This is a genomic window from Exiguobacterium sp. s145 (assembly GCF_018618835.1).
Lineage (GTDB): Bacteria > Bacillota > Bacilli > Exiguobacteriales > Exiguobacteriaceae > Exiguobacterium_A > Exiguobacterium_A artemiae.
On the sequence record NZ_JACSMV010000015.1, the window covers coordinates 39428 to 62458 of the forward strand.

21 protein-coding genes and 1 riboswitch are annotated in these 23031 nt (G+C 48.5%); of the genes, 11 read left to right on the forward strand and 10 right to left on the reverse strand.

The window, feature by feature from the left end; translation table 11 throughout:
* Positions 1–48 precede the first annotated feature (48 nt).
* Together KNQ07_RS11575 and KNQ07_RS11580 are read left to right on the forward strand one after the other, a co-directional pair.
* Complete coding sequence (locus KNQ07_RS11575) at positions 49–807, forward strand: hypothetical protein (protein ID WP_214766780.1); 759 nt, start codon at positions 49–51, stop codon at positions 805–807.
* Positions 808–1067: 260 nt separating this feature from the next.
* Positions 1068–1511: a hypothetical protein gene (locus KNQ07_RS11580; protein ID WP_214766781.1), complete on the forward strand. Its 444-nt coding sequence runs from the start codon at positions 1068–1070 to the stop codon at positions 1509–1511.
* A 441-nt stretch (positions 1512–1952) separates the two neighbouring features.
* On the opposite strand, the gene KNQ07_RS11585 is transcribed toward KNQ07_RS11580, so the two are convergent.
* Entirely contained in the window at positions 1953–2195 is a 243-nt protein-coding gene (locus KNQ07_RS11585; RefSeq protein ID WP_214766782.1) for a hypothetical protein, read from the reverse strand.
* Positions 2196–2210: 15 nt separating this feature from the next.
* Positions 2211–2843: an HNH endonuclease family protein gene (locus KNQ07_RS11590; RefSeq protein WP_026827053.1), complete on the reverse strand. Its 633-nt coding sequence runs from the start codon at positions 2841–2843 to the stop codon at positions 2211–2213.
* A gap of 349 nt (positions 2844–3192) precedes the next feature.
* On the opposite strand from KNQ07_RS11590, the gene KNQ07_RS11595 reads away from it, so the two are divergent.
* The 4 genes from KNQ07_RS11595 to KNQ07_RS11610 all read left to right on the forward strand — a co-directional run bounded on the left by KNQ07_RS11595 (position 3193) and on the right by KNQ07_RS11610 (position 9101).
* A complete protein-coding gene (locus KNQ07_RS11595) occupies positions 3193–4389 on the forward strand; it encodes a DUF4317 domain-containing protein (RefSeq protein ID WP_214766784.1) in 1197 nt (398 codons plus the stop codon).
* Between the two features lie 253 nt (positions 4390–4642).
* Positions 4643–5737, forward strand: a complete 1095-nt coding sequence (locus tag KNQ07_RS11600; RefSeq protein ID WP_214766786.1) for an alpha/beta hydrolase — start codon at positions 4643–4645, stop codon at positions 5735–5737.
* Between the two features lie 4 nt (positions 5738–5741).
* Positions 5742–8516 carry a glycoside hydrolase family 3 protein gene (locus KNQ07_RS11605; protein ID WP_214766788.1) on the forward strand — a complete coding sequence of 925 codons (2775 nt, stop codon included), beginning with the start codon at positions 5742–5744 and terminating at the stop codon, positions 8514–8516.
* 60 nt (positions 8517–8576) lie between these two features.
* Positions 8577–9101, forward strand: coding sequence for an SF0329 family protein (locus tag KNQ07_RS11610; RefSeq protein ID WP_214766789.1), 525 nt, complete (start codon positions 8577–8579; stop codon positions 9099–9101).
* Between the two features lie 50 nt (positions 9102–9151).
* Here KNQ07_RS11610 and KNQ07_RS11615 read toward each other — a convergent pair whose 3' ends face one another.
* Positions 9152–10147: a tRNA dihydrouridine synthase gene (locus tag KNQ07_RS11615; protein ID WP_071499283.1), complete on the reverse strand. Its 996-nt coding sequence runs from the start codon at positions 10145–10147 to the stop codon at positions 9152–9154.
* 224 nt (positions 10148–10371) lie between these two features.
* On the opposite strand from KNQ07_RS11615, the gene KNQ07_RS11620 reads away from it, so the two are divergent.
* The 3 genes from KNQ07_RS11620 to KNQ07_RS11630 are packed head-to-tail and all read left to right on the forward strand — an operon-like array spanning position 10372 to position 11915.
* Positions 10372–10869, forward strand: a complete 498-nt coding sequence (locus KNQ07_RS11620; protein WP_214766791.1) for an LURP-one-related/scramblase family protein — start codon at positions 10372–10374, stop codon at positions 10867–10869.
* A 17-nt stretch (positions 10870–10886) separates the two neighbouring features.
* The gene (locus tag KNQ07_RS11625; RefSeq protein ID WP_214766793.1) at positions 10887–11396 is read left to right on the forward strand and encodes an LURP-one-related/scramblase family protein; all 510 of its coding nucleotides are present in this window, start codon (positions 10887–10889) and stop codon (positions 11394–11396) included.
* Positions 11397–11915: an NUDIX hydrolase gene (locus KNQ07_RS11630; protein ID WP_026831620.1), complete on the forward strand. Its 519-nt coding sequence runs from the start codon at positions 11397–11399 to the stop codon at positions 11913–11915. It begins immediately after the preceding gene.
* 102 nt (positions 11916–12017) lie between these two features.
* On the opposite strand, the gene KNQ07_RS11635 is transcribed toward KNQ07_RS11630, so the two are convergent.
* Together KNQ07_RS11635 and KNQ07_RS11640 are read right to left on the reverse strand one after the other, a co-directional pair.
* Positions 12018–12380, reverse strand: a complete 363-nt coding sequence (locus tag KNQ07_RS11635; protein WP_214766795.1) for a hypothetical protein — start codon at positions 12378–12380, stop codon at positions 12018–12020.
* Between the two features lie 239 nt (positions 12381–12619).
* On the reverse strand, positions 12620–13174 hold the full coding sequence (locus KNQ07_RS11640; RefSeq protein WP_214766798.1) for a histidine phosphatase family protein: 555 nt from the start codon (positions 13172–13174) through the stop codon (positions 12620–12622).
* Between the two features lie 218 nt (positions 13175–13392).
* Positions 13393–13468: riboswitch (glycine riboswitch) on the forward strand.
* A gap of 162 nt (positions 13469–13630) precedes the next feature.
* On the opposite strand from KNQ07_RS11640, the gene KNQ07_RS11645 reads away from it, so the two are divergent.
* Positions 13631–14998, forward strand: coding sequence for an amino acid permease (locus KNQ07_RS11645; RefSeq protein WP_012371864.1), 1368 nt, complete (start codon positions 13631–13633; stop codon positions 14996–14998).
* Positions 14999–15076: 78 nt separating this feature from the next.
* Here KNQ07_RS11645 and KNQ07_RS11650 read toward each other — a convergent pair whose 3' ends face one another.
* Positions 15077–16600 carry a cryptochrome/photolyase family protein gene (locus KNQ07_RS11650; RefSeq protein ID WP_214766800.1) on the reverse strand — a complete coding sequence of 508 codons (1524 nt, stop codon included), beginning with the start codon at positions 16598–16600 and terminating at the stop codon, positions 15077–15079.
* 237 nt (positions 16601–16837) lie between these two features.
* Between KNQ07_RS11650 and KNQ07_RS11655 the strand changes: the two genes are divergently transcribed.
* Positions 16838–18331, forward strand: a complete 1494-nt coding sequence (locus tag KNQ07_RS11655; RefSeq protein ID WP_214766802.1) for a malate:quinone oxidoreductase — start codon at positions 16838–16840, stop codon at positions 18329–18331.
* Positions 18332–18393: 62 nt separating this feature from the next.
* Here KNQ07_RS11655 and KNQ07_RS11660 read toward each other — a convergent pair whose 3' ends face one another.
* The 4 genes from KNQ07_RS11660 to gnd form a co-directional block, all read right to left on the reverse strand.
* Entirely contained in the window at positions 18394–18936 is a 543-nt protein-coding gene (locus KNQ07_RS11660) for an ECF transporter S component (RefSeq protein WP_012371862.1), read from the reverse strand.
* Positions 18937–19287: 351 nt separating this feature from the next.
* Positions 19288–20817, reverse strand: coding sequence for an alkyl hydroperoxide reductase subunit F (gene ahpF, locus KNQ07_RS11665; protein WP_214766804.1), 1530 nt, complete (start codon positions 20815–20817; stop codon positions 19288–19290).
* A 14-nt stretch (positions 20818–20831) separates the two neighbouring features.
* A complete protein-coding gene (ahpC, locus tag KNQ07_RS11670; protein WP_012371860.1) occupies positions 20832–21395 on the reverse strand; it encodes an alkyl hydroperoxide reductase subunit C in 564 nt (187 codons plus the stop codon).
* A gap of 220 nt (positions 21396–21615) precedes the next feature.
* On the reverse strand, positions 21616–23016 hold the full coding sequence (gene gnd / locus KNQ07_RS11675) for a decarboxylating NADP(+)-dependent phosphogluconate dehydrogenase (RefSeq protein ID WP_214766806.1): 1401 nt from the start codon (positions 23014–23016) through the stop codon (positions 21616–21618).
* Between the last annotated feature and the right edge of the window lie 15 nt (positions 23017–23031).

Sequence of the window (23031 nt, forward strand, 5' to 3'; positions counted from 1 at the left end):
TTTTTGTTAATAGAATTAGGCTTAAAATCTATCGGAGGTAGAGAGTATATGGGTGCTTGGGGAGTAGCAATATTATCCGATGACATAGCAGAAGATATAAGCTTTAGATTTAAAGATCTATTAGGGGATAATTATCAAAATGAAGAAGCGAGTAGAATTGTTATTCAAGAACATCTGAATGAGATAGATGATGAAGACATTACAGCTTTTTGGTTATCATTTGCATTAATTCAATGGAAATTAGGAAGACTTCAAGAGGAAGTGAAAGATAAGGCACTGGATATTATTGATAGTGGTGCGGATCTTGAACGTTGGGAAGAAGATCCTACATTAAAAAGGAGGCGTGAAGCCGTTCTTTTTAAACTAGAGGAGAAATTAAATTCTCCACAACCACAAGCAAAAAAAATACCGAAGAGATTTATATCAGAAACAGCTTTAAAAATAGGAGATGCCATTAGCTATCAATTATCATCAGGTGATTTCATCATCCTTAAGGTTATTGATATTATTGAACAATGGACGAGAGATAGATATCCTCTTTTTGAAATATGCGATTGGATAGGAAAAGAAATTCCTTCGAAGGAACAAATTAATCAATTAGAATTAAAAAAAGAAACTTTTGCAGATGGAAGCCAAGAGTTAAATAAAATAGCTGTTTACCCTGCCGGAAAAAGAGATAATCCAATCAAAAGAATTAAAGTGATAGAAGAAGATATAACGATAAAATTAGATCCGGAACCTCCGTATACTTTGTTAACATGGAAAGAACTAGATGAATACTTAGCGCGAAATCGTTATACAGAATAAAAAGGAAGTAAAGAATACTTCTATAAGTTAAAGCAGTCTGCTTTGGATTAAATTGAAATACAAAATGTTTACTCACAAGATACTATATTCCTTACTGCTATTCGTTGAGCCGCATTATAAATAAATCTAGTTAGCATATAAAGACTGTATCAAATGATGCTTTACTCATTTGATATAGTCTTTTATGTTGGACATAAAAAGGATTAAATTTTTCAACAAGGAATATTGAAATTTAGATAAAAGTATACGGGAGGTCACTCATGAACTGGATCGAACTAAAAGAGGAAGCGGAAATTAAGGAATTGCTTGAGCACTATGGATATTTTCATGACGGCTGCTTGAAGGAAATGCATATGTGGACGGAAACGTATGTTGAGGAAAATTTGAATATGAATGCTCCTGGAAAATTAGATACGAACGTCAAACTGTTGTTTCAACGTCAGTTCAAAAACCCGTCTGTAATTGAATTATGGTTTGAAGGTGTAACCGGAGTTCACATCCTTCCGACACCGGAAAATTTCGCATCGATACTTTTTGAGGCTGTTATTCTAAAGCAAAACAATACTTATTATTGGTCAGATGATATTGATTTTGATCCGAGCACTATCGAACATAACGTAAGCTTTGTTTCAGCTAAAAAACTTAGATGGAGAGAAAGAAATGATTGGATAGGAAAACAGAATCGATATCGAGCTATCGAATAGATCGATTTGAATCATGTGTAAAATCGGATCCATGACCGATTTCTGCATTGATATAACGGTCAATCTACCTTTTTCTTTTTCGTTACTATGGCTATGACTACACCAAAAGTCACTGTAACCAAACCGATAAAACCTTGTGGGATGTTTCCGTACAACAACATGAAAATACCAGCACTGCTTAGTGCTACACCGGATCCAATCAACACTTCTCTCACTAAAAAGACTCCTTTCGAAATCAAACTGTATATTTCCTTCACTATAACGAATATTTTTATGAAACAGCAATGAGCCGATTTATAAAGATAAGTCATGAAAAATATAGAAACGAGTGTCCACCTAAATCAAAATTTCTCCTTAATCTATATTAAAAATCAAAAACACATGTTGAACGGACAGCGGAGTCGGTTCGACATGTGTTTTTTGTGGAAATTTCAATTCTTGTTACGTCCGTTCCAGTACCGTCGCGAGCATCCGGTGCACGACTTCGTGATCGCGGATATCATGCAACTGATAATCCTTGCCGGGTAACGTGTAAACATCGGTTGAGCCGACATAGGAAATGGCGAGTTCGAGTGTGCCGTCTTCCTGGCAGGTCGTCCGTAATTCCAGTTCGCCGCTGATGACACCGACTTCATTCGTCATCACACCATGTGTGGCGGTAAAAGTAGAGGTTTTCGTTTCCATCGAATCGACTCCTTCTTAGTAGGTACAGGTGTTCAGCATCGTTTGCAGCGCTGTTTTTTCCGTTGATTGGAGACTTAAGCCCCAACGGCTTTTCGTGTTGATCCACATCTTCGAGTACGCACAGCTCGCACCGGCACGGGTTGGTTTCCATGTCGATGGATCCTGGTCACCCTTTGAACGGTTCGAGCTTGCGGAGACGGCAATCAATTGCGGACCGTTGAGGTCGTTTGCGAACGCCTGACGTGTCGTTGTCGTCCAGCTGCTTGCACCTGAACGCCATGCTTCCGCGAGCGGCACGACATGATCGATGTCGAGATCGGATGGGTTTGTGAAGGTCAGTCCATCGTAATAACTGTACCATGAGCCGGATGTGACCGGACAGCTGCCGACGTATGAATCCGCATCGCGTTTCAAGACGACTTGGCGCGTGTCACAACCGTTTCCCTGGCTGATCCAGTGTGGGAACAAATCGCGCGAGTAACCGGTCATCGTACTTTCGGCTTTGACCGTTAAGGCATTGAGTTCGGATTGTGCCGTCGCTTTTGACGGGATACCGGATGGAAGGGCGGAAACGGGTGAGAGATCAAACTGAAATGCAGTGAGGAACAAAACAAACGATACGGCGAGTAACTTGAGTTTCTGGAACATGAACTGCCTCCTCTTATGTATGGTCGTGAAAGAAATCTCTCACATCTCCCAGTATCCCATTGAATATTTTGAAGAGGGTTAAAATCATGTAAATATTACAAAAGTTGAATACTTTTGATTAAAAATATTTTTTAAAAATTAAGACTAGTAATAGAAAAAGACGTTGCTAAAAATTAAAATCAATATTAGATACAAAACAAAATGAATGATTTAAAATTGCTCAGACTTTTAACATAAAAAAATTCAACTCTTGTATAGTAAAGGGGTACCTCTGTTCGATTCGGACAGTAGGCACTCCTTTTTTCAGGAGCCATGAGGAATTCAAATGCCAAGGAGCTGAAACATTACTATGAACAAACAAGACATCAGTGATATCCGTCGTCATTTTAAAGTTGACTCGGAACTACTTAAAATCAATGAAATTTATAATGTATATATCCGCAAGGAAACGAGTGAAATCTTCTATGAAGAAAGCCGGCCGTTTGCCTTTCTTGAACTCGAGCAGCAGGAGTTGTTCCTCGCGAATTTCAAGAAAGTCCTGACCGGGAAACTCGACATCAAATTGTTTGAAGTCAAGTTTCAGCAGCCGGAAGAAGGAGCAACCGGACATACGCAACAGTTGCTGTATGAAGGACTCTACACGGAAGAAACGGAAGACTGGACGGAACAGATGCAACAGATTGCACTGAAGATGGTCCAGGACGTCCAGTACGACAATGATATCGTCGTCACGTTCATCCGGGGACAGTACTACAAGACGACAAAACGGCAGGAGGACGAGACGGAGGTCAATAAAAACGATGAAGTCTATACGACACCGTTTATTCTGAGCAGTCTCAATCAGACGGAACTGCCAAAACAGTCGCTTGTCTTCGACTACGTCGATCTCGAGTTCAAGTCGAACCTGTTGATCAACCCGGTCATCAAACTGGCGTCACCGATCGGCGGCTTTTTATTCCCGTGCTTCACGGACAATGCCGCGGACGTCAACCGTGTCCTCTACACAGCCAGCAAACCGAACAAACCGGACCTGCTGTTCATCGAAAACGTCTTAAACGGCGAACAAATCGTGACAGCGGAAGAAGACAAAGCGGTGTTTGAAGAAATCGTCAAACTGGTCATCGGCGAATCGGTCGACTCGAAAACGCTCGCCGGCGTCTATGAGGAAGTTAATCACTTACTCGTCGCAGAAGACGAAAAAGAGGATGAGCCGGAAGACATCCCGATGCTAGACGTCAAAGAAGTCGAGCGTGTCCTAAAAGCGAGCGGTCTGGAAGACGTCAGTACGGAACAGGTCGAACGGGCCTTTAAAACGGTCATCGATGATACGACGTACGAGATGAAGGCAAGCAATATCGTCCCGAACTATGAAGCGAAATCGATTAAAATCAACACAAAAGTCGCGAATATCTCCGTCAGCGCCCAGGATTTGAAGTACATCAAGCAGGTCAATTACAACGGCAAACAATGTCTGCTGATTGAAGTCGAGGAAGACACGGTCATCGACGGGTTCACGCTCGTTTCGGAAGAAAATATTTTAAGTTAACTCAAAAGGCACCCGTTTCGCGTCATTCCGTCAAGGAAAGTACACGAAAGACGGGTGCCATTTTTTGAATCATCCAGAATGATTGATTAATCGGATAAAGATGCGTATGATTGGTTTTGTAAGCGGTATCTTTTAACGAAAAGAGATATCCGATATTTTTTTAATTATTTACGAAAGCGGTTTCGATACTTATTTTTACAAATGAATGACCTCTTATAAGCACGTCAGGAATTCGATAAAAGGAGGAAGAAACATGGGACAGAAGTATCAGCAATTGGTCGACCGGTTAGCGCAAAAAAAGACCGGCGAACGGCAGGATGGTGTCGAAGTCGTCATCAAACCGGTGCCGGACCGGCCGGAAAGCGGCGTACTTGATCCGCGCGTTTTAGAAGTCATGATGCAGCAACAGCAGGACAGTTCACCGGCCAGTCCTTTTTCACTCGAAGCAGCGCGGGCCGGGATGGGGTGGGTCAACACCGACCTGACAACGACAGACATCACGACGGAAGACATCATAATTCCAAGTGCGGAACAACCGATTCCGGCACGAATCTATCGTCCCCGGTCGACGGAACCGTTACCGGCGGTTGTCTATTTCCACGGCGGCGGCTTTTTCGGCGGAACGCTTGAACCGGTTGAACATCCTTGCCGGTTGTTGGCGGAACAAGCGAATGTCGTCGTGATTTCGATCGATTACCGGCTCGCACCGGAACATCCATTTCCAGCCGGTCTGAACGACTGTTTTACGGCCGTCAAATGGGTTTATGAACAGGCGGAAGAGCTCGGAATCAACCGCGCGCAGCTCGCTGTAGCCGGTGATAGTGCCGGCGGGAACTTAGCGACGGTCTGTGCCCTGCTTGACCGCGAACAACAGACTGAGATGATCCAGTACCAAATCCTGCTCTATCCGGTCGTCAATCTCGCGGCTCTGCCGACGGATGATTTCAACTGGCGTCTTGACGCCTACGAGATGAACGAGAATCGGGAGTTACTTGAAGAAATCGTCACAGCCCTTGAAGACACGGATGGACTGTTAAATCGGTTGTACCTGCAAGGGACGACGGACGTCCAGGATCCACATGTCTCTCCGCTCTTCAGCGACAAGTTGGCAGGACTGCCGGACGCATTGATCATCACGGCGGAATACGATTACCTTCGTCTCGAAGGCGAAGCGTACGGACGAAAACTCGCGCGGTCAGGCGTCAAGACAAAACGGATTCAATACAACGGCATGGATCATGCCTTTATCGAAAAGCTCGGGCAGTATCCGCAAGCGGAAGACTGCATCACGGAAATTGCAAACGGTCTGAAGAAACGGTTTGCGACTACACAACCAACAGGAGGATGAATCGATGACGACATATACATTAGATTGGAACGCCTATACGGCACTGGCAAGGCAGACGGTCGCAGAAGGAGCGGTCCTGCTGAAAAATGACAAACAGACGTTGCCGCTGCCTGCGGGAACAACAGTCTCGGTGTTCGGACGCAATCAGTTCAACTATTACAAAAGCGGAACGGGGTCCGGCGGAATGGTCAACGTCACGCACGTGACAAGTCCGCTCGAAGCGTTGCAACAACATCCGGATGTGACGGTAAACCAGTCGTTGCTCGACGTCTATGAAGTCTGGCTGAAAGATCATCCGTTTGATAAAGGCGAAGGCTGGGCGGCGGAACCATGGTCACAGGAAGAAATGCCGGTTACGGATGAAGTCGTCGCAGACGCAGCGTCGCAATCGGACGTTGCCATCATCATGATTGGCCGGACGGCCGGTGAAGACCGCGATAATACAGCGGATCCCGGCAGTTACCTGCTGACGGACGTCGAATTGACACTGATCGAAAAAGTCTCGGGAGCGTTCCCGAAGACCGTCGTCTTATTAAACGTCGGCAATGTCATCGACATGCAGTGGGCGCTTGATTTCAATCCGAGTGCGATCCTGTACGGATGGCAAGGCGGAATGGAAGGCGGCAACGCGTTGGTCGATCTCTTGACGGGAGCAGTCACACCATCCGGAAAACTGCCGGATACGATTGTCCGTTCCCTCGATGCATACCCGTCAACACCGTACTTCGGACATGAGGACCGGGCGATTTACAAAGAAGACATCTATGTCGGATACCGTTACTTCGAGACGTTTGCGAAAGACGATGTTCTTTATCCGTTCGGATTCGGCTTATCGTATACGACATTTGATGTCGTAACTGACAAGGTCGACATGACGGAGCAACAGGTCACGTTAACCGTCACCGTCACGAATACAGGAGCGCACAGCGGGAAAGAAGTCGTCCAGGTATATCTTGAAAAACCGCAGGGACAACTCGGCAATCCGGCACGCGGACTTGTGACGTTTGCGAAAACGCAACAGCTTGAACCGGGCCAACAGGAAACGTTAACACTGACCGTTCCGCTGACGGAATATGCGAGTTACGATGATGCCGGTGCGACGGGGCATAAATCGTCTTACGTCATCGAAGCGGGTGCCTATCATCTGTACGCCGGAACGGACGTCCGGACATCGGCGCATGTGGCGACACAAACGATTGAGACGTTACGTGTCATGGAGACGTTAAGTGAAAACATGGCACCGGTCACGGCATTCGACCGGCTGAAGCCGCAACAGACAGAGACCGGATATGACGTGTCGTATGAAGCGACACCACTTCGGACGATTGATCCGGAAGCCCGCCGTTTAGCCGAACGACCGGCAGCACGCACGTATTCGGAAGATCAAGGTCTGACACTGAAGGATGTCTATGAAGAGAAGACGTCCCTCGACGTGTTCCTCGATCAATTGACGGATGAGGATCTGGCAGCGATCGTCCGCGGCGAAGGGATGAACTCACCGCGCGTCACACCGGGAACAGCGGCTGCTTTTGGCGGCGTGACCGACCGGCTGACGGCATTCGGGATTCCGGCAGCCTGCTGTGCCGACGGTCCGTCCGGAATCCGGATGGATATCGGAACTAAAGCCTTCTCACTACCGAACGGAACGCTTGTCGCGTCGACGTTCAACGTCGAGTTGGTGGCGGACTTATTTGAGATGACCGGGCTCGAACTCCGGAAAAACGGCATCGATACGTTGCTTGGACCGGGGATGAACATCCATCGTCATCCGCTCAACGGACGAAACTTTGAATACTTCTCGGAAGATCCGCATCTGACCGGGATGATGGCCGTCGCCCAGCTCGACGGGATGCACCGGGTCGGCGTGACGGGAACGCTGAAGCATTTAAGTGCCAACAACCAGGAGTTCCATCGTCATGATCTCGATTCGATCGTCTCGGAGCGGGCGTTACGAGAGATTTATCTGAAAGGATTTGAGCACGCCGTCAAACGGGGACAGGCCTATGCGATCATGACGACATACGGTGCCGTCAATGGTCTGTGGACCGCCGGCCTGTATGATCAGAACACCCGGATTCTCCGTGATGAGTGGGGCTTTGACGGTGTCGTCATGACCGACTGGTGGGCGAAAATCAATACCGAAGAAACGGAAGCCAACCGGCAACAGACGGCGACGATGGTCCGTTCGCAAAACGATCTCTACATGGTCGTCGGAGAACCGGGTGCGAATCCGTTTGAGGATGATACGCTGTCGTCGCTTGCAGACGGGACGTTGACACGGGCGGAATTGTTACGGAGTGCGGCGAATATCTGTCAGTTCATCCTGCGGTCACCGGTCATGGAGCGGACACTTAGTCAGGAATCAACAGTCGACGTCACCGGATTACCGGAAGAAACGGATGATCTGAACGAACAGGCCGTAACGCATCAGCAACTCCAGAGCGGCGTTCCGATTGTCTTCGACGAACTCGACACGTCGACCGGAAGCAGTCATGTCTTCGCCGTGACGGCAGAAGAAACCGGGATGTACCACGTCACGTTTGAAGCCCGGTCGTATGCCGGGGAACTCGCGCAGATGCCGGTGACATTGTTTGCGAACAACATGCCGGTCGCGACGTTTACGTTTAACGGGACAAACGGCGAATGGGTGACGCAGACAAAAGATGTCTTTGTCTTTAATCCACACAACTACTTCAAGCTGTATTTTGCACTTGGCGGGCTTGAGCTCAAAAACATCACCTTTACGTTAACGGAATCGTTCCATATGAAAAACGGGTAAACTTAAACACCAGGCAGTCAGTTGCTGCCTGGTGTTTAACGCGTTTTAAAGGAGGACCCGATGCAATTCTCAAAAATGAAAAAGCAGATATTATCGTTCGTCGCGCCGTCACTTCGACCGCGTCTCGATTTGTATGCCACAGTTGACCGGCATTTTCATGACGGCGAAGCCCGAGTCTGGATGACACTGGACGGGGAAGAAATTTTCCGGGCGGAGGATTTGCGGTTTACGTTCGAAGCGGACCGTCGTTATGCGTTGGCGAAGAAGCGCTTGCCGGAAAAACCGGAGCGAATTACACTGGAGATTTTTCAATCGGATTGGTTCAACACATCACGTGTATTATATGAGCAGATTGAACGTGAGTTGGAGGAAGAGGGATGGCATGCCAGTTACGACGTGCAAAAGGATTTGTTGCTGTATCCGACGCTCTCGATTGAAGAGGCGTTGACGCATCCCCATGCCTTCATCCGCGGTTTTGCGTTGCTCGACCGGCGCGTCGGAAAACGGCGTTTGGAGCGATTGACATGCGATACACCATTTGAATTGACCTGTTTAAAGATTCGATTGGAAGCGGAAGTGAACTAACGCCAAAAAAAAGAGCAAGGCGCGGAGCCTTGCTCTTTTGCATGATTAAGTTAAATCGAAAACGAATTAACAGCATGAATGCCTTCTTGTTCGACGAATTCGTCAAGAAGTGCCCGGACGTCATCCGTTGAATTCGTATCCATCAGACGGGCGCGTAATTCGCTCGCCCCGCGGAAACCGCGGACATAAATCTTGAAGAACCGGCGGAGCGGCTTGAAAAGACGCGGCTCGAATTCAGCTGAATACTGATCGTGTAGGTCGAGTTGCAGACGTAACAAATCAAGTAATTCTTCGCTCGAATGGTCTTTCTTTTCGACTTCAAAGGCAAACGGGTTATGGAAAATCCCGCGACCAATCATGACGCCGTCGACACCGTATTGCTCGACGAGTTCAAGACCGTGCTGACGGTCGTTGATATCTCCGTTGATTGTCAAGAGTGTTTGCGGCGCGATTTCATCGCGGAGTTTCTTTATTTCCGGAATCAGTTCGAAGTGGGCCGGGACAGCACTCATTTCTTTACGTGTCCGTAAGTGAATCGAGAGGTTGGCGATGTCCTGCTCGAGAATGTGGCGTAACCAGTCGTGCCACTCCTCGACTTTCGAGTAACCGAGACGTGTTTTGACGCTGACGGGCAGACCGCCGGCTTTTGCTGCTTGAATCAGTTCAGCGGCGACATCGGGACGGTTGATCAGCCCGGATCCCTTTCCGTTGACGGCGACGTTTTGGACCGGACAACCCATGTTGATATCGATACCCTTAAAGCCCATTTCCGCCATTCCGATACTCATTTCACGGAAATATTCCGGCTTGTCGCCCCAGATGTGAGCGACCATCGGCTGCTCATCTTCCGTGAACTCAAGGCGTCCGCGGACACTCTGTTTGCCTTTTGGGTGACAGTAACTTTCTGTATTTGTAAATTCAGTGAAGAAGACATCCGGTCGCGCTGCTTTCGCGACGACGTGACGGAAGACGACATCGGTGACATCTTCCATTGGTGCAAGTACAAAAAATGGTCGTGGCAGGTCCTGCCAAAAGTTGTTTTTCATCGTATATAAAACCCTTTCCTTAAGGTAATTCGTTTTGCTCAATTAAAATTTCATCAACTATATACTTTAAGCGTATTGAACAAAAAGTGCAAGGAGACAAGCTTTGCAGGCGGGAATATTGAAGCCATTTGTCGAAACCAGATAAAGGAAGTCAGGGATGAATCTTTTAGTCCGTTCATATCGTAATAGGTGTAACACAGTCGCCAGGAAAGGATGAGTTCTCCATGCATACACTGTATATGAAACAAAAAGCACTCAGTTTACGAGGGCGTTTTTCGATCAAGAATGAACAGGAGCAGGAGCAGGAGCAGGATCAGTATCTCGTCGAAGGCAGCTTCATGAAAATTCCGAAGTCGTTTTCGATTACAACGACGGACGGGGAAGAAATTGCGACGATCACGAAAAAAACGCTCAGCCTCCGACCGAAGTTTTTTGTTGAGGTCGATGGACAAACGATGACAATCGAAAAGGAATTTTCGTTGTTCAAAGCCCGTTATACGATTGACGTAGCCGGAATCGAGATTGACGGAAACTGGTGGGACATGGATTTCCAGGTCAAGCGGCAAGGGGAAGTCGTTGGACAGGTTGAGAAAAAGTGGTTGTCGTTTGGCGACAGCTATGAAATTCAGGTAATCGATGCCGCGATGGAGACGATTCTGATTGCACTCGTCGTTGCGATTGATTGTGTGAAGGCAGATGATGCGGCAAACGCATCATCTTAACAGAACAGGAGAGAAGCATGAAATCACTTTTGATGAAGCAGACGATGGAGTTGAAACGACGTTTTACAATCCAAGACGAAGCCGGACAAGTCACGCATGAAGTGACCGGACAGTTGTTGCAAATGCAGAAAAACTGGCAACTCGTGCAGGAAGAAGCCGAGGTCGGCCGCGTAACGAAACAGACATTCAGCATGTTGCCGCATATCCTGGTGGAAGTCGACGGGCGTGTCGTTGCGACCATTCAAAAAACAGGATTTTTGATGTTTGCGGATTATCGGATCGACAGCCGGGACCTGCAAATCGACATCAACTGGGCGACGATGACGTTTAGTGTCACGTATCAGGGAAATAAAATCGGGCAAGGCAAAAGACGGTGGGTCCGTTTCGGAAAACAGTACGAACTGACACTGTTTGATGAGGCGGCGGAGACACTGTTTTTAAGTGTCGTCCTCGGACTCGATCGGGCGAAAGAAGACAAAACTGTCGCGACGCTGTTTGCGGACAATTGGGCAGGGGGGAAGAAGTAAATGGAACGATGGGATATTTATACGGCAGACCGCGAAAAAACAGGGCGGACCTGGCCGCGCGGAACAGAATTAAAAGACGGAGATTACCATCTTACTGTCCACATCTGCTTGTTCAATAAACAAGGACAGATGTTGATTCAGCACCGTCAGCCGTTCAAAGAGGGCTGGCCAAACATGTGGGACCTCAGCGTCGGCGGCAGTGCGACAGCGGGCGATACGAGTCAAACGGCGGCGGAACGCGAATTGTTTGAGGAACTCGGATTGTCCCTTTCGTTCGCCGGACGGCGTCCGCAGTTGACGGTTCCGTTTGAAGTCGGGTTTGACGACTATTACTTAATCGAAACAGACGTTGATCTGACGACACTGACGTTACAGGAAGAAGAAGTCCAAGCCGTCAAGTGGGCGACGGAAGACGACATCATTGCCGGCATACGGGAAGGAACGTTCATTTCGTACCATGAACCGTTGATCCGGTTGTTATTCATACTGCGCCATCAATACGGCGCCCACCAAAAATAAACGATCCCCAGGTCGCGTGCGACACTGGGGATCGTTTGCAATCAGGCTGTTTTTTTCGAAGCCGGAACCGATTGTTTCGGTTTGGTTTCCGGTAAAAAGAAACTAAAGATCAGGTACGTCGAACAGCTGAGGAAAACGACGACCATCGAGCCCCCAAGTCCGATGATCATCCGGGCTGCCGTATACGCCCAGTAGTTTAGAAGATAGGTGGCGATGATTGACATCATCAGGCACAACAGGGCCAGCATCGGTGCTTTTTTTTGGTCCGAGCTTCATCAGGATGAGTGCCGCCAAGATGTTCGCGAAGACACGTGCCGTCGTAATCGAATAGTTGACGAGTTGCGAAATCAACGGATTGACGGTCCGGTCATCGAAAAAATGGACCGTGATCTGTGGTGTCAAGGAAGACCCGGTGACCCAATTCATGGTGAACGTCGCATAAGCGAACCAGAGAACGGCCATCATCAAATACCCTTTTCGTGCATGATTAGATTGTGTAGACTAATGTACGCCTTCTTTTCTTAAGATAAATCCCTGTCTGACAGGGATTCGAACTACTTCACTTTGTTATCAATTCGTTAAATGTAGTCGAGTTCGAAGGGGAAGTAAAATAGATAATTCTTATGTTTTCCATAAGTTAAAAGAATAGATCAAAAGTAATTGTATGCGTTTATCGAATACTTGAAAAAATGTCTGTCACTTGTTTACGTTTTGGTTTGATGAAGCGTCATCCGTTCACAGGTCATCCCGTCGGCAGTCTGAACGAGACGGTACACATCAGGGTTCTGCAATTGCTGCCAGTCATCGTAGCCAAAGGTTGAATCGATGGTGTGCAACAATAAAGCCATTGCGTTTCCATGTGTCACAAGCACCGTATGACGGGCCGGATGCAACGATGCTTCTTTCAGAACAGACGTCATCCGCTCCATCACTTCACGACTCGATTCACCGCCGGGAAAGCGGAGATCGAAATCGACGAACGTTTCTTGTAAAGCGGAACACCAATCGCTTAATGGCGAGGTGCTGAGGATTCGTTCTTGGAGCTGATCCTCGATTTCAACCGGACAATCCTGGAGAGCGGCGACAGGTAAAATCGTTTCCTGTGCCCGGCGGAACGGACTGGATAAAATCCGGTCGACTGGGATGGTTTTGAAAAAACCGGTGAGTGCGTCTGCTTGTTTGTAACCTTGTTTCGTCAACGGAGCATCATGTGCTTGTCCGGTTGCTTCGCAATGGCGGATGACATAATATGTCTTCACGATCAGTTCCTCCTCCTGCTGTAGTCTTTGTAGGAGACTTCTGGAAAACGTACGCAAAGTCCTGTTTCACGTTATGAAAGAAGAAATGAAAAAATAAAATAAAACGGTTGACAAACAATCATAAGATTACTAGTATTAGAAACAATTCAGGTGATTATGTCACCTCAGTAACCGAATAAAAAGAGAAAGCTATGATTGTCATGGGTCACACTATGGCAGGAGCAGCTTCTGGAGAGACCGTGTAAACGGCGCCGAAGGGTTCACAATCTCAGGCAAAAGGACAGAAGAGTACTAAATCTTTATTTTTTGTGTTGGCTTTGCCGACCGGAAAATGATTATTTGTTATTCTGATGATTTTTTTGAGATTGGACACCCGTCCAGTCTCTTTTTTTGTTGGACTGACAGAACAGTCTGACCGGGGGAAAACAGAGAGATCATCAAAGGAGGAGTTCAGGTTTGGAACAGCAAGGATTAAAGCGGGATTTATCGAATCGTCATGTCCAATTGATTGCGATTGGTGGAACGATCGGAACAGGGTTGTTTTTAGGGTCTGGGAAAGCGATTCAGTTGGCGGGACCGTCAATCGTATTTGCTTATCTGCTTGTCGGGATTGCGATTTTCTTCGTCATGCGGGCACTCGGAGAGTTACTGTTGTCAAAAGCCGGTTATCAGTCCCTGACGGATATCGCGGAAGATTATCTCGGACCGCGCGCCGCGTTCGTAACCGGCTGGACGTATTGGTTCTGCTGGATCATGACAGCGATGGCCGACGTGATCGCCGTTGGTGTTTACGTCAAATACTGGTTTGATATCCCGCAATGGATTCCGGCCGTTATCGCCCTGTTGATCTTACTCGGCTTTAATCTCCTGACGGTCAAACTGTTTGGAGAACTCGAGTTTTGGTTCGCCTTGATCAAAGTCGTCACGATTTTAGCCTTGATTGGCGTCGGAATCGTCTTGCTCGTGATCGGCTTTAATACGGATGCAGGACCGGTCACGGTCAAGAACTTGTGGCAGCACGGCGGGATGTTCCCGAACGGTGTCACCGGATTCCTGTTGTCGTTCCAAATGGTCGTCTTTGCCTATGTCGGTGTTGAACTGGTCGGTGTCTCGGCCGCCGAAACGGCTGATCCGAAAAAGAACATTCCGTCCGCAATCAATAAAATTCCGCTACGGATTTTGTTCTTCTACGTCGGTGCCTTGCTTGTCCTCTTGATGATCAATCCGTGGACCGGACTGAACGCAACGGAAAGCCCGTTCGTCAAAACGTTTAGTCTGATCGGGATTCCGGTCGCGGCCGGAATCATCAACTTCGTCGTTCTGACATCAGCCGCATCTGCTTGTAACAGCGGAATGTTCTCGACGAGCCGGATTCTCTATAATCTCGGGAATCAAAAACAGGCACCTCAATCATTTTCAAAGCTCAATAAAAATCATGTGCCGGCGAATGCGTTGTTCGTCTCGACGCTGGTCGTCTCGGGTGGAGCCTTGTTGAGTAAATTACTTCCGGGACAAGCGTTCAGCATCGTCACAACGATCAGTGCAATCTGTTTCATTTGGGTCTGGGGTGTCATTCTCGTCTGTCACTTGAAATATAAGAAAACACAGCCGGAATTGCATGCCGCCTCCACATTCAAAGCGCCGTTGACACCTTTCGTCAACTACCTCGTGCTCGGTCTGTTTACACTGATTTTAATCGTCATGCTCGTCGCGGACGAAACACGTCCGGCCTTGCTCCTGACACCGGTCTGGTTCATCGGATTGTTTATCCTGTATCAGCTGCGGACGAAAAAACATCAAAAAGCAGAGCGTCACAGTGCGTAATGCATCAAGGAAATAAACAAAGACCCGATTCCCCGCCAAGTAAGGCAGGGAACCGGGTCTTATTTGTTGAGACGATACTCAGCTGTGAAACGCTCCATCCGCCAGCTGTTTCTTCAAGGCGGTCGCCTTTTTGCGAATCGCCTGCTGATCCGCTTTGTCCCGTTTTGCCCACTGCCGGTACATCATCGACATCCGTTGGTTGCCGGAGAAACGTTCCTCGTGCCGGGCGATGAAGTCCCAGTATAAGGCGTTGAACGGACAGGCATTGTCGCCAAGCGCATCCTTCTGGTTAAAGGGACAGTTCCCGCAATCGCTCATCTTATGGATATAGTTCGCCGAGGCAATATACGGTTTCGTCGACAGGAGACCGCCGTCGGCATGCAAGGCCATCCCGAGCACATTCGGCAGGACGACCCAGTCATAGGCATCGATGTACATTTCGTTGAACCAATCCGCCGTCTGCTGCGGGGAAATCTCAAACAGATTGGCAAAGTTCCCGAGTACCATCAGCCGCTGAATGTGGTGATTGTGCGCATTTTCGATGACAGGTCGCAACGACTCTGCGACACACGTCATCGTCGTTTCGCCGTCCCAAAAGAAGTCCGGCAAGTCCCGGTTGTGTTGCAGGACATTGACCTGTTCGTACCCCGGCATCTCACTTAAATAAACCGCCCGCATGTATTCGCGCCAACCGAGAATTTGCCGGATGAATCCTTCGACGGCATTAAGCGGTGCCTCCTGCTCTTCCAGTGCGGCCGCTGCCGCTTTGATGACTTCGTCCGGTGACAGTAAGCCGATATTGATCGACGAAGAGAGCAGCGAGTGGGATAACGTATCTTCTCCCGTCAGCATCGCATCCTGATAGGTCCCGAACGTCTCAAGCCGTTCCTCGATGAACCGGGCGAGTGCGCGCTGCGCTTCCGCTCGGGTGACCGGCCAGTGGAACGTCTTAATCTCCCCCGGGTGATTGGCAAACGACGTGTCGACCTTTTTCATGACATCACGTGTAATCTGATCCGGTCGGAATCGGATCGGTGCTTTAAAATCCACACCATCCTTCGCCGATTTCCGATTCTCCGCATCAAACGACCACTTTCCGCCGACCGGTTTATTTCCATTCATCAACAAGCGATGGTCTTTGCGAAGCTGCCGGTAAAACCGGTCCATCTTCCACGGTTTATCCCCAAGTAGTGCCACGGCTTCGTCCTGCGTCAATAAAAAGAGCGGAACATCGGAACAAATATCGACAGTGATCGTCTTCGGAAGACCTTCTTGAAACTTTCTCATGACACGGCGCATCGGTTCGGCTGTCAGGGCTGTATAGAGGAGGTACGTCGGTTTGTACTGCTTCTGGTGCTGCTTCCAAGCATCGTCAAACGAGTCCGCTTCCCGGTAATCGACTGTAAATCCTTTGTCCCGGAGTTCTTCTGCGAAATGACGCATCGCCGAAAAGATCAGCACTAATTTTTGTTTATGATACGCTTTCCAGGTCGAGCGGGACGTTGCTTCGACCATCAGGATGATGTCCTCTTTCGGATCGGCTTCCGTCAGAAGCGGTAAGCTGTGACTGAGTTGATTACCGAAAATCCAGCGTGTCGCCATGAATGGTTCCCCCTTCTTCTTCTATAAGAGTATATATCCGCTTTTTCTAAAAGTATGTCTTAGGATGTGCGCATTCAATTCAGGGAAAGTATATTTATTTTTAACGGGAAACACTCGATATTTTAATTTATGAACGACCTGTGATAGGGTTATACTGGAAAGGTAAGTTGTCGTCATACGAGCGCTTTCAACTGGTATGACAGGTCCATAATATCAAACGGGGATAGGAAGGATATCATGAGCAGTATGCCTAAACAAACAGATGTTATTTTGATTGGTGCTGGAGTCATGAGCGCAACGTTAGGGGTCTTATTAAAAGAGCTTGCGCCGGACATGAAGATTAAAGTATTCGAGAAGTTAGCGAGTGCTGGGGAAGAAAGCTCAAATGAATGGAATAACGCGGGGACGGGTCACGCTGCACTTTGTGAACTGAACTATACGACGGAAAACGCCGACGGAACGATCGACATCAGCAAGGCCGTTAAGGTCAACGAACAGTTCCAACTGTCGCGCCAATTTTGGTCGCACCTCGTCAAAGAACAAGTCTTGCCGAATCCGAAAGAATTCATCATGCCGATTCCACATATGAGTATGGTCGAAGGCGCGGAAAACGTCACGTTCCTGAAAAAACGATTGGAAGCGCTATCAGCTAATCCGTTGTTTAAAGGGATGGAGTTTTCGGAAGATCCGGAACAACTCAAACAATGGATTCCATTGATTATGGAAGGCCGGACATCACCGGAACCGATCGCAGCCACGAAAATCGATTCGGGAACAGACGTCAATTTCGGTGCGTTGACACGGATTCTGTTTGATCACTTAAAACAACTCGATGTCGAGATCAACTACGGTCATGGCGTTGAAGATTTGAAACGGGTCGACGGCGGCTGGGAAATCAAAGTCAAAAATGACCAAGACAACCGGATCGAACACCATACGGCGAAGTTCGTCTTTATCGGCGGTGGTGGCGGCAGTCTGCCATTACTTCAAAAAACAGGTATTCCGGAGTCGAAACAGATTGGCGGATTCCCGGTCAGCGGCTTATTCCTCGTCTGTAAAAACCCGGAAATCGCCGAGCGTCACCATGCGAAAGTCTACGGGAAAGCCAAAGTCGGTGCGCCACCGATGTCTGTCCCGCACTTGGATACACGTTACATCGACGGTCAAAAGTCATTGTTATTCGGACCGTTCGCCGGCTTCTCGCCGAAGTTCCTCAAAACCGGATCGAATCTTGATTTGATCACATCGGTTAAACCGAACAATGTCTTGACGATGCTGGCGGCAGGAGCAAAAGAGATGGGACTGACGAAGTACTTGATCGAGCAGGTCTTACTGTCGACGGAACAACGGATGAACGAACTGCGTGAGTTCATCCCGAATGCGAAGACGGAAGACTGGGATGTCGTCGTTGCCGGACAACGGGTTCAGGTCATCAAAGATACACCGCAAGGCAAGGGGACACTTCAGTTCGGAACGGAAGTCGTCAGTGCGGCAGACGGTTCGGTTGCAGCGTTGCTCGGTGCGTCACCAGGTGCTTCAACAGCTGTACCGGTCATGCTGGAAGTGCTGGCCAAGTGTTTCCCGGATCAACTGCCTAGCTGGGAAGCGAAAATCAAAGAAATGATTCCGTCGTACGGCACGTCACTCGTCGCGAATCCGGAACTCTTTGATCAAATCCACGCCGAAACAACAAAAACACTCGAATTGACGGAAGCACAGCCGATTCGTTAAACACATTATATAAAATAACAAAACCCCGTTCTCTTGAAGAGAGCGGGGTTGTTTGTGTGAAGTCAGCCTCGTTGACGGAAGAAACGTGTTTTCTTTAGGGCAATCCCGACTGGAATCGCGACAAGAATTCCGACGACGTTTTGTGTGATGTTACCTGGAATCGATAATGCTGGAGCTACCCAGTTACTGTACAAAATCCCTTCGCAGATATAATAGACAGCGAGCATGGCGGGAACCGATGCAATCATAGCAAGCAGATTGACACCGGGCTTTGTTCCGTTACGTCCATATGTCCAAGCAATCCAACCCACGATGAATCCTTGTAAACCGCGACCGACAAAGGAGAAAGGCGCCCAAAGTGCCCAACCAGACATGATATCGAAAAGTCCCATCCCAACTGCACCGGCAATCATTGCTGTCCGAGGTCCGAAGAGAATTGCGATCAGGAACAACATCGCTGTTCCCATGTGGACGAGTCCGCCATTTGCCGCAATCGGCAATTTAATATTAATGAAAAATGTAGCAACAAAAACAAGTGCAATCGACATTGAAGTGATGACGAGTTGCCGGGTACGAGTGCTTGAATACGGTGCTGCTTTTTGCATGTGTCAGACCTTCTTTATGATAGATTTTGAATACTCTCAATCTATCAGATATCTGGACTAGCTAAAAGTATCAATTTCAAACAATTTATAGGGGTCAGTTTGAACTTTGACCTCTAATGATGAAAGTATGCGCCCGAAAGAGGATGTCCCGTGACTTCTACGGGAAAAAGCGCGTTTACGCGCTGGTAGAGGCAGGCGAGACCCGGCTTTAAGACCTGTTGGTCGCCAAAGCCGCGGCTTGCGCCTCGCCCGAGAAAAGCACGGGAAAAATTCTCTTTTGTTCGTAGCGATTCTGTTCATACTAGATTTTACAATCAAAAAACGCCTTGCCGAAGCAAGACGTTTTCATCATCAGTTACGAATCATATAATCGAAAGCACCGAGTGCTGCGGTAGCACCTGATCCCATCGAGATGATGATCTGTTTGTAAGCACTGTCCGTACAATCGCCGGCTGCAAAGACACCCGGGATGTTCGTTGCGCCATGACGGTCAACAAGGATTTCACCGAACTTGTTGCGTTCGATTATTTCGCCGAGCCAGTCTGTATTTGGCACAAGACCGATCTGGACGAAAACGCCTTCGAGCTCGACATGGTGCTCAGCACCTGTTTCGCGTTCGACATACGTGATGCCGTTCACTTTATCCGTACCCGTGATTTCCTTCGTCTGGGCGTTGGCAACGACCGTGACGTTCGGAAGACTCGCGAGACGGTCTTGTAAGACCGCGTCCGCTTTCAGTTCCGGTGCAAATTCAAGCACCGTCACATGTTTGACAAGACCGGCAAGATCGATGGCCGCTTCGACACCGGAATTCCCGCCGCCGATGACAGCGACACGTTTTCCTTCGAAGAGTGGACCGTCACAGTGAGGACAGTACGCAACCCCTTTATTCTTGAATTCAAGTTCGCCCGGCACACCGATGTTGCGCCAGCGTGCTCCTGTTGAGAGAATCAAACTCTTTGTTTTCAAGACCGCACCGTTTTCAAGCTCCAGCTCAACGAGGTCTTTTTTCTCAAGACGTGTCGCCCGTTGAAGGTTCATGACATCGATCCCGTACTCTTTGACGTGTTCTTCAAGACTCGCCACGAGTTTCGGACCTTCCGTATACTTCATGCTGATGAAGTTCTCGATACTCATTGTATCCATGACTTGACCGCCGAAACGTTCCGCGACGATTCCCGTCCGGATACCTTTACGTGCCGCATAAATCGCAGCACTGGCACCGGCAGGACCGCCACCGACGACAAGAACGTCGTACGGGTCTTTGTCCGCAAAATCAGAAGCGTCGACACCTGTGCCGAGTTTTGCGAGAATCTCTTCGAGCGACATCCGACCGTTTCCGAACGCTTCGCCGTTGACGAAGACTGTCGGGACAGCCATGATTTCTTTTGCTTCGACTTCCTGTTTAAAGGCACCGCCGTCAATCATCGTGTGGCTGATGTTCGGGTTCAGAACACTCATGACGTTTAGGGCTTGAACGACATCCGGACAGTTGTGGCAGCTGAGACTGATGTACGATTCGAAATGATACGTTTCTTTGATACCTTTGATCTGGTCGATCAGTGCGGCGTCGATTTTCGGCGCGCGACCGCTGACTTGGAGTAACGCCAAGACGAGGGACGTGAACTCGTGACCGAGTGGAATCCCGGCAAACGTAATCCCGCTCTCTTCCCCGACACGGTTGACGCTGAAGCTTGGTGTCCGCGGCAAGGCCGCCTGTTCGATGCTGATGCGTGGTGACATGCTCGCGATTTCTTCGACGAGCTCGCTCATCTCAAGAGAAACGGAGTCTGTCCCGGCGCTGACCGCGAGGACAAGATCTCCTTCCAATAAATCGAGGTATTGAGCGAGTTGTGCTTTAATATCTGCTGCTAAAGCCATCTCAAATCCGCTCCTTAAATTTTTCCGACGAGGTCAAGGCTCGGTGTAAGTGTTGCAGAACCTTCTTCCCATTTAGCTGGGCAAACTTCGCCTGGATTGTTGCGTACGTATTGTGCTGCTTTGATTTTGTTGACGAGTGTGCTTGCGTCACGGCCGATTCCGCCAGCGTTGATTTCAACTGTTTGGATGACACCGTCTGGATCGATGATGAACGTCCCGCGGTCTGCAAGTCCGTCTTGCTCGTTTAAGACTTCGAAGTTACGTGAGATGACGTGTGACGGGTCACCAATCATGACGTACTCGATTTTACCGATTGTTTCTGAAGTTTCGTGCCATGCTTTATGTGTAAAGTGCGTGTCTGTTGAAACTGAGTACACTTCAACGTCGAGCGCTTTGAGTGTTGCGTATTGGTTTTGAAGATCTTCGAGCTCAGTCGGGCAAACGAATGTAAAGTCTGCTGGGTAGAAACAAACGACACTCCATTTTCCACGAAGGTTGGCATCTGTAAGATCGACGAACTCTCCGTTGTGGAATGCTGATGCACTAAATGGTTTTACTTCACTTCCGATTAAAGACATGATAAAAATCCTCCTGTTGGGTTCTATTTAAGAATCTGTTCTAGTAGAAAGTAAAAACTGTATCTATCACACTAGAATAATTCTAATCTAATACTAATTTCATATAGACGCTTAGTTTTGTCAAGACATAACCTGCAATTTCCTATTCTGATAAACAAAGTGTGAACAAAAAAAGAACTTCCATTTCCTTAAATGAAACAGGAAATGAAAGCTGTATAAGTTACTGCCAGTCCGTATGGAACGTTCCTTCGCGATCGGTCCGGGCATACGTATGGGCTCCGAAATAATCACGCTGGGCTTGCAAGATGTTCGCATTGGAGTTCGCCGTCCGGTAGCTGTCGTAATAAGTCAGCGATGTGCTGAGACACGGAGCAGCGAGTCCGGATAATGAACTTTCAGCGACCACCTGACGCAGTGACGTTTGATAGGCCTGAACTTTGTCCGCGAAGTACGGTGCAAGCATTAAGTTCGCAAGCGACTCGTCTTTCGCAAACGCCTCACTAATGACATTGAGGAACTCGGCACGGATGATACAGCCGCCTCGGAAAATCAAGGCGATTTCTTCAAGACGTAAGTTCCAGTCGTATAGTTCGGATGACGTCCGGTACTGTGTGAACCCTTGCGCGTAAGCCGCGATTTTCCCCATGTAGAGCGCTTGGCGGATCCGTTCGATCCAGACGTCTTTATCGAGCATCTCACGGGCTTCCGGTCCACCGAGGACGGAAGCAGCAGCGACACGTTCTTCTTTGACGGCAGAAAGATAGCGGGCGAAGAGGGCTTCCGTAATGATGGACGAAGCAATCCCGTTATCAATCGATTGCATGCTCGTCCATTTGCCTGTCCCTTTTTGACCGGCTTGATCCAGGATGACATCAATCAACGGAAGACCGGTTTCGTCATCTTTTTTGCGGAGAATATCGGCTGTAATCTCGATCAGATAACTTTTCAGCTCGCCTTCATTCCAAGATGCGAAGACATCCGCGATTTCTTCGACGTCGAGTCCGAGACGAACCCGGAGGAAACTGTACGCTTCCGCGATCAGCTGCATGTCGGCATATTCGATCCCGTTGTGAACCATCTTGACGAAGTGGCCGGCCCCTTTTGGTCCGATGTAGACGCAACACGGTTCGCCGTTCACTTGTGCCGCAATCTTCGTCAAAATCGGCGCGACTTGTTCGTAGGCTTCTTTTGTACCGCCCGGCATGATGGCAGGGCCGGTTCGCGCACCGACTTCACCGCCGGAGACGCCGACACCGATGTATTCGATTCCGTGTTGTTGCAACTGATCAAAGCGGCGTTCCGTATCATGGAAATGCGAGTTTCCACCGTCCATGATGATGTCGCCTGCTTCAAGATGTGGAATCAGGGACTCGATGACCGAATCAATCGCACTTCCTGCCGTAACCATGACGAAAATTTTTCGTGGACGGGCAAGGGATTGGACAAAATCTGCGACCTCGTAATAAGGATGTAGCGACAATCCTTCGTTATGTGCCATTAAGTCATCCGTTAAATCACGGGTGTAGTTATAGACAGCGACGTCTTCCTGATGACTTGCCATGTTGAGGGCGATGTTGCGCCCCATGACGCCCAGTCCGATGACTCCGATTGAATGTAGCATAGTATACCGACTCCT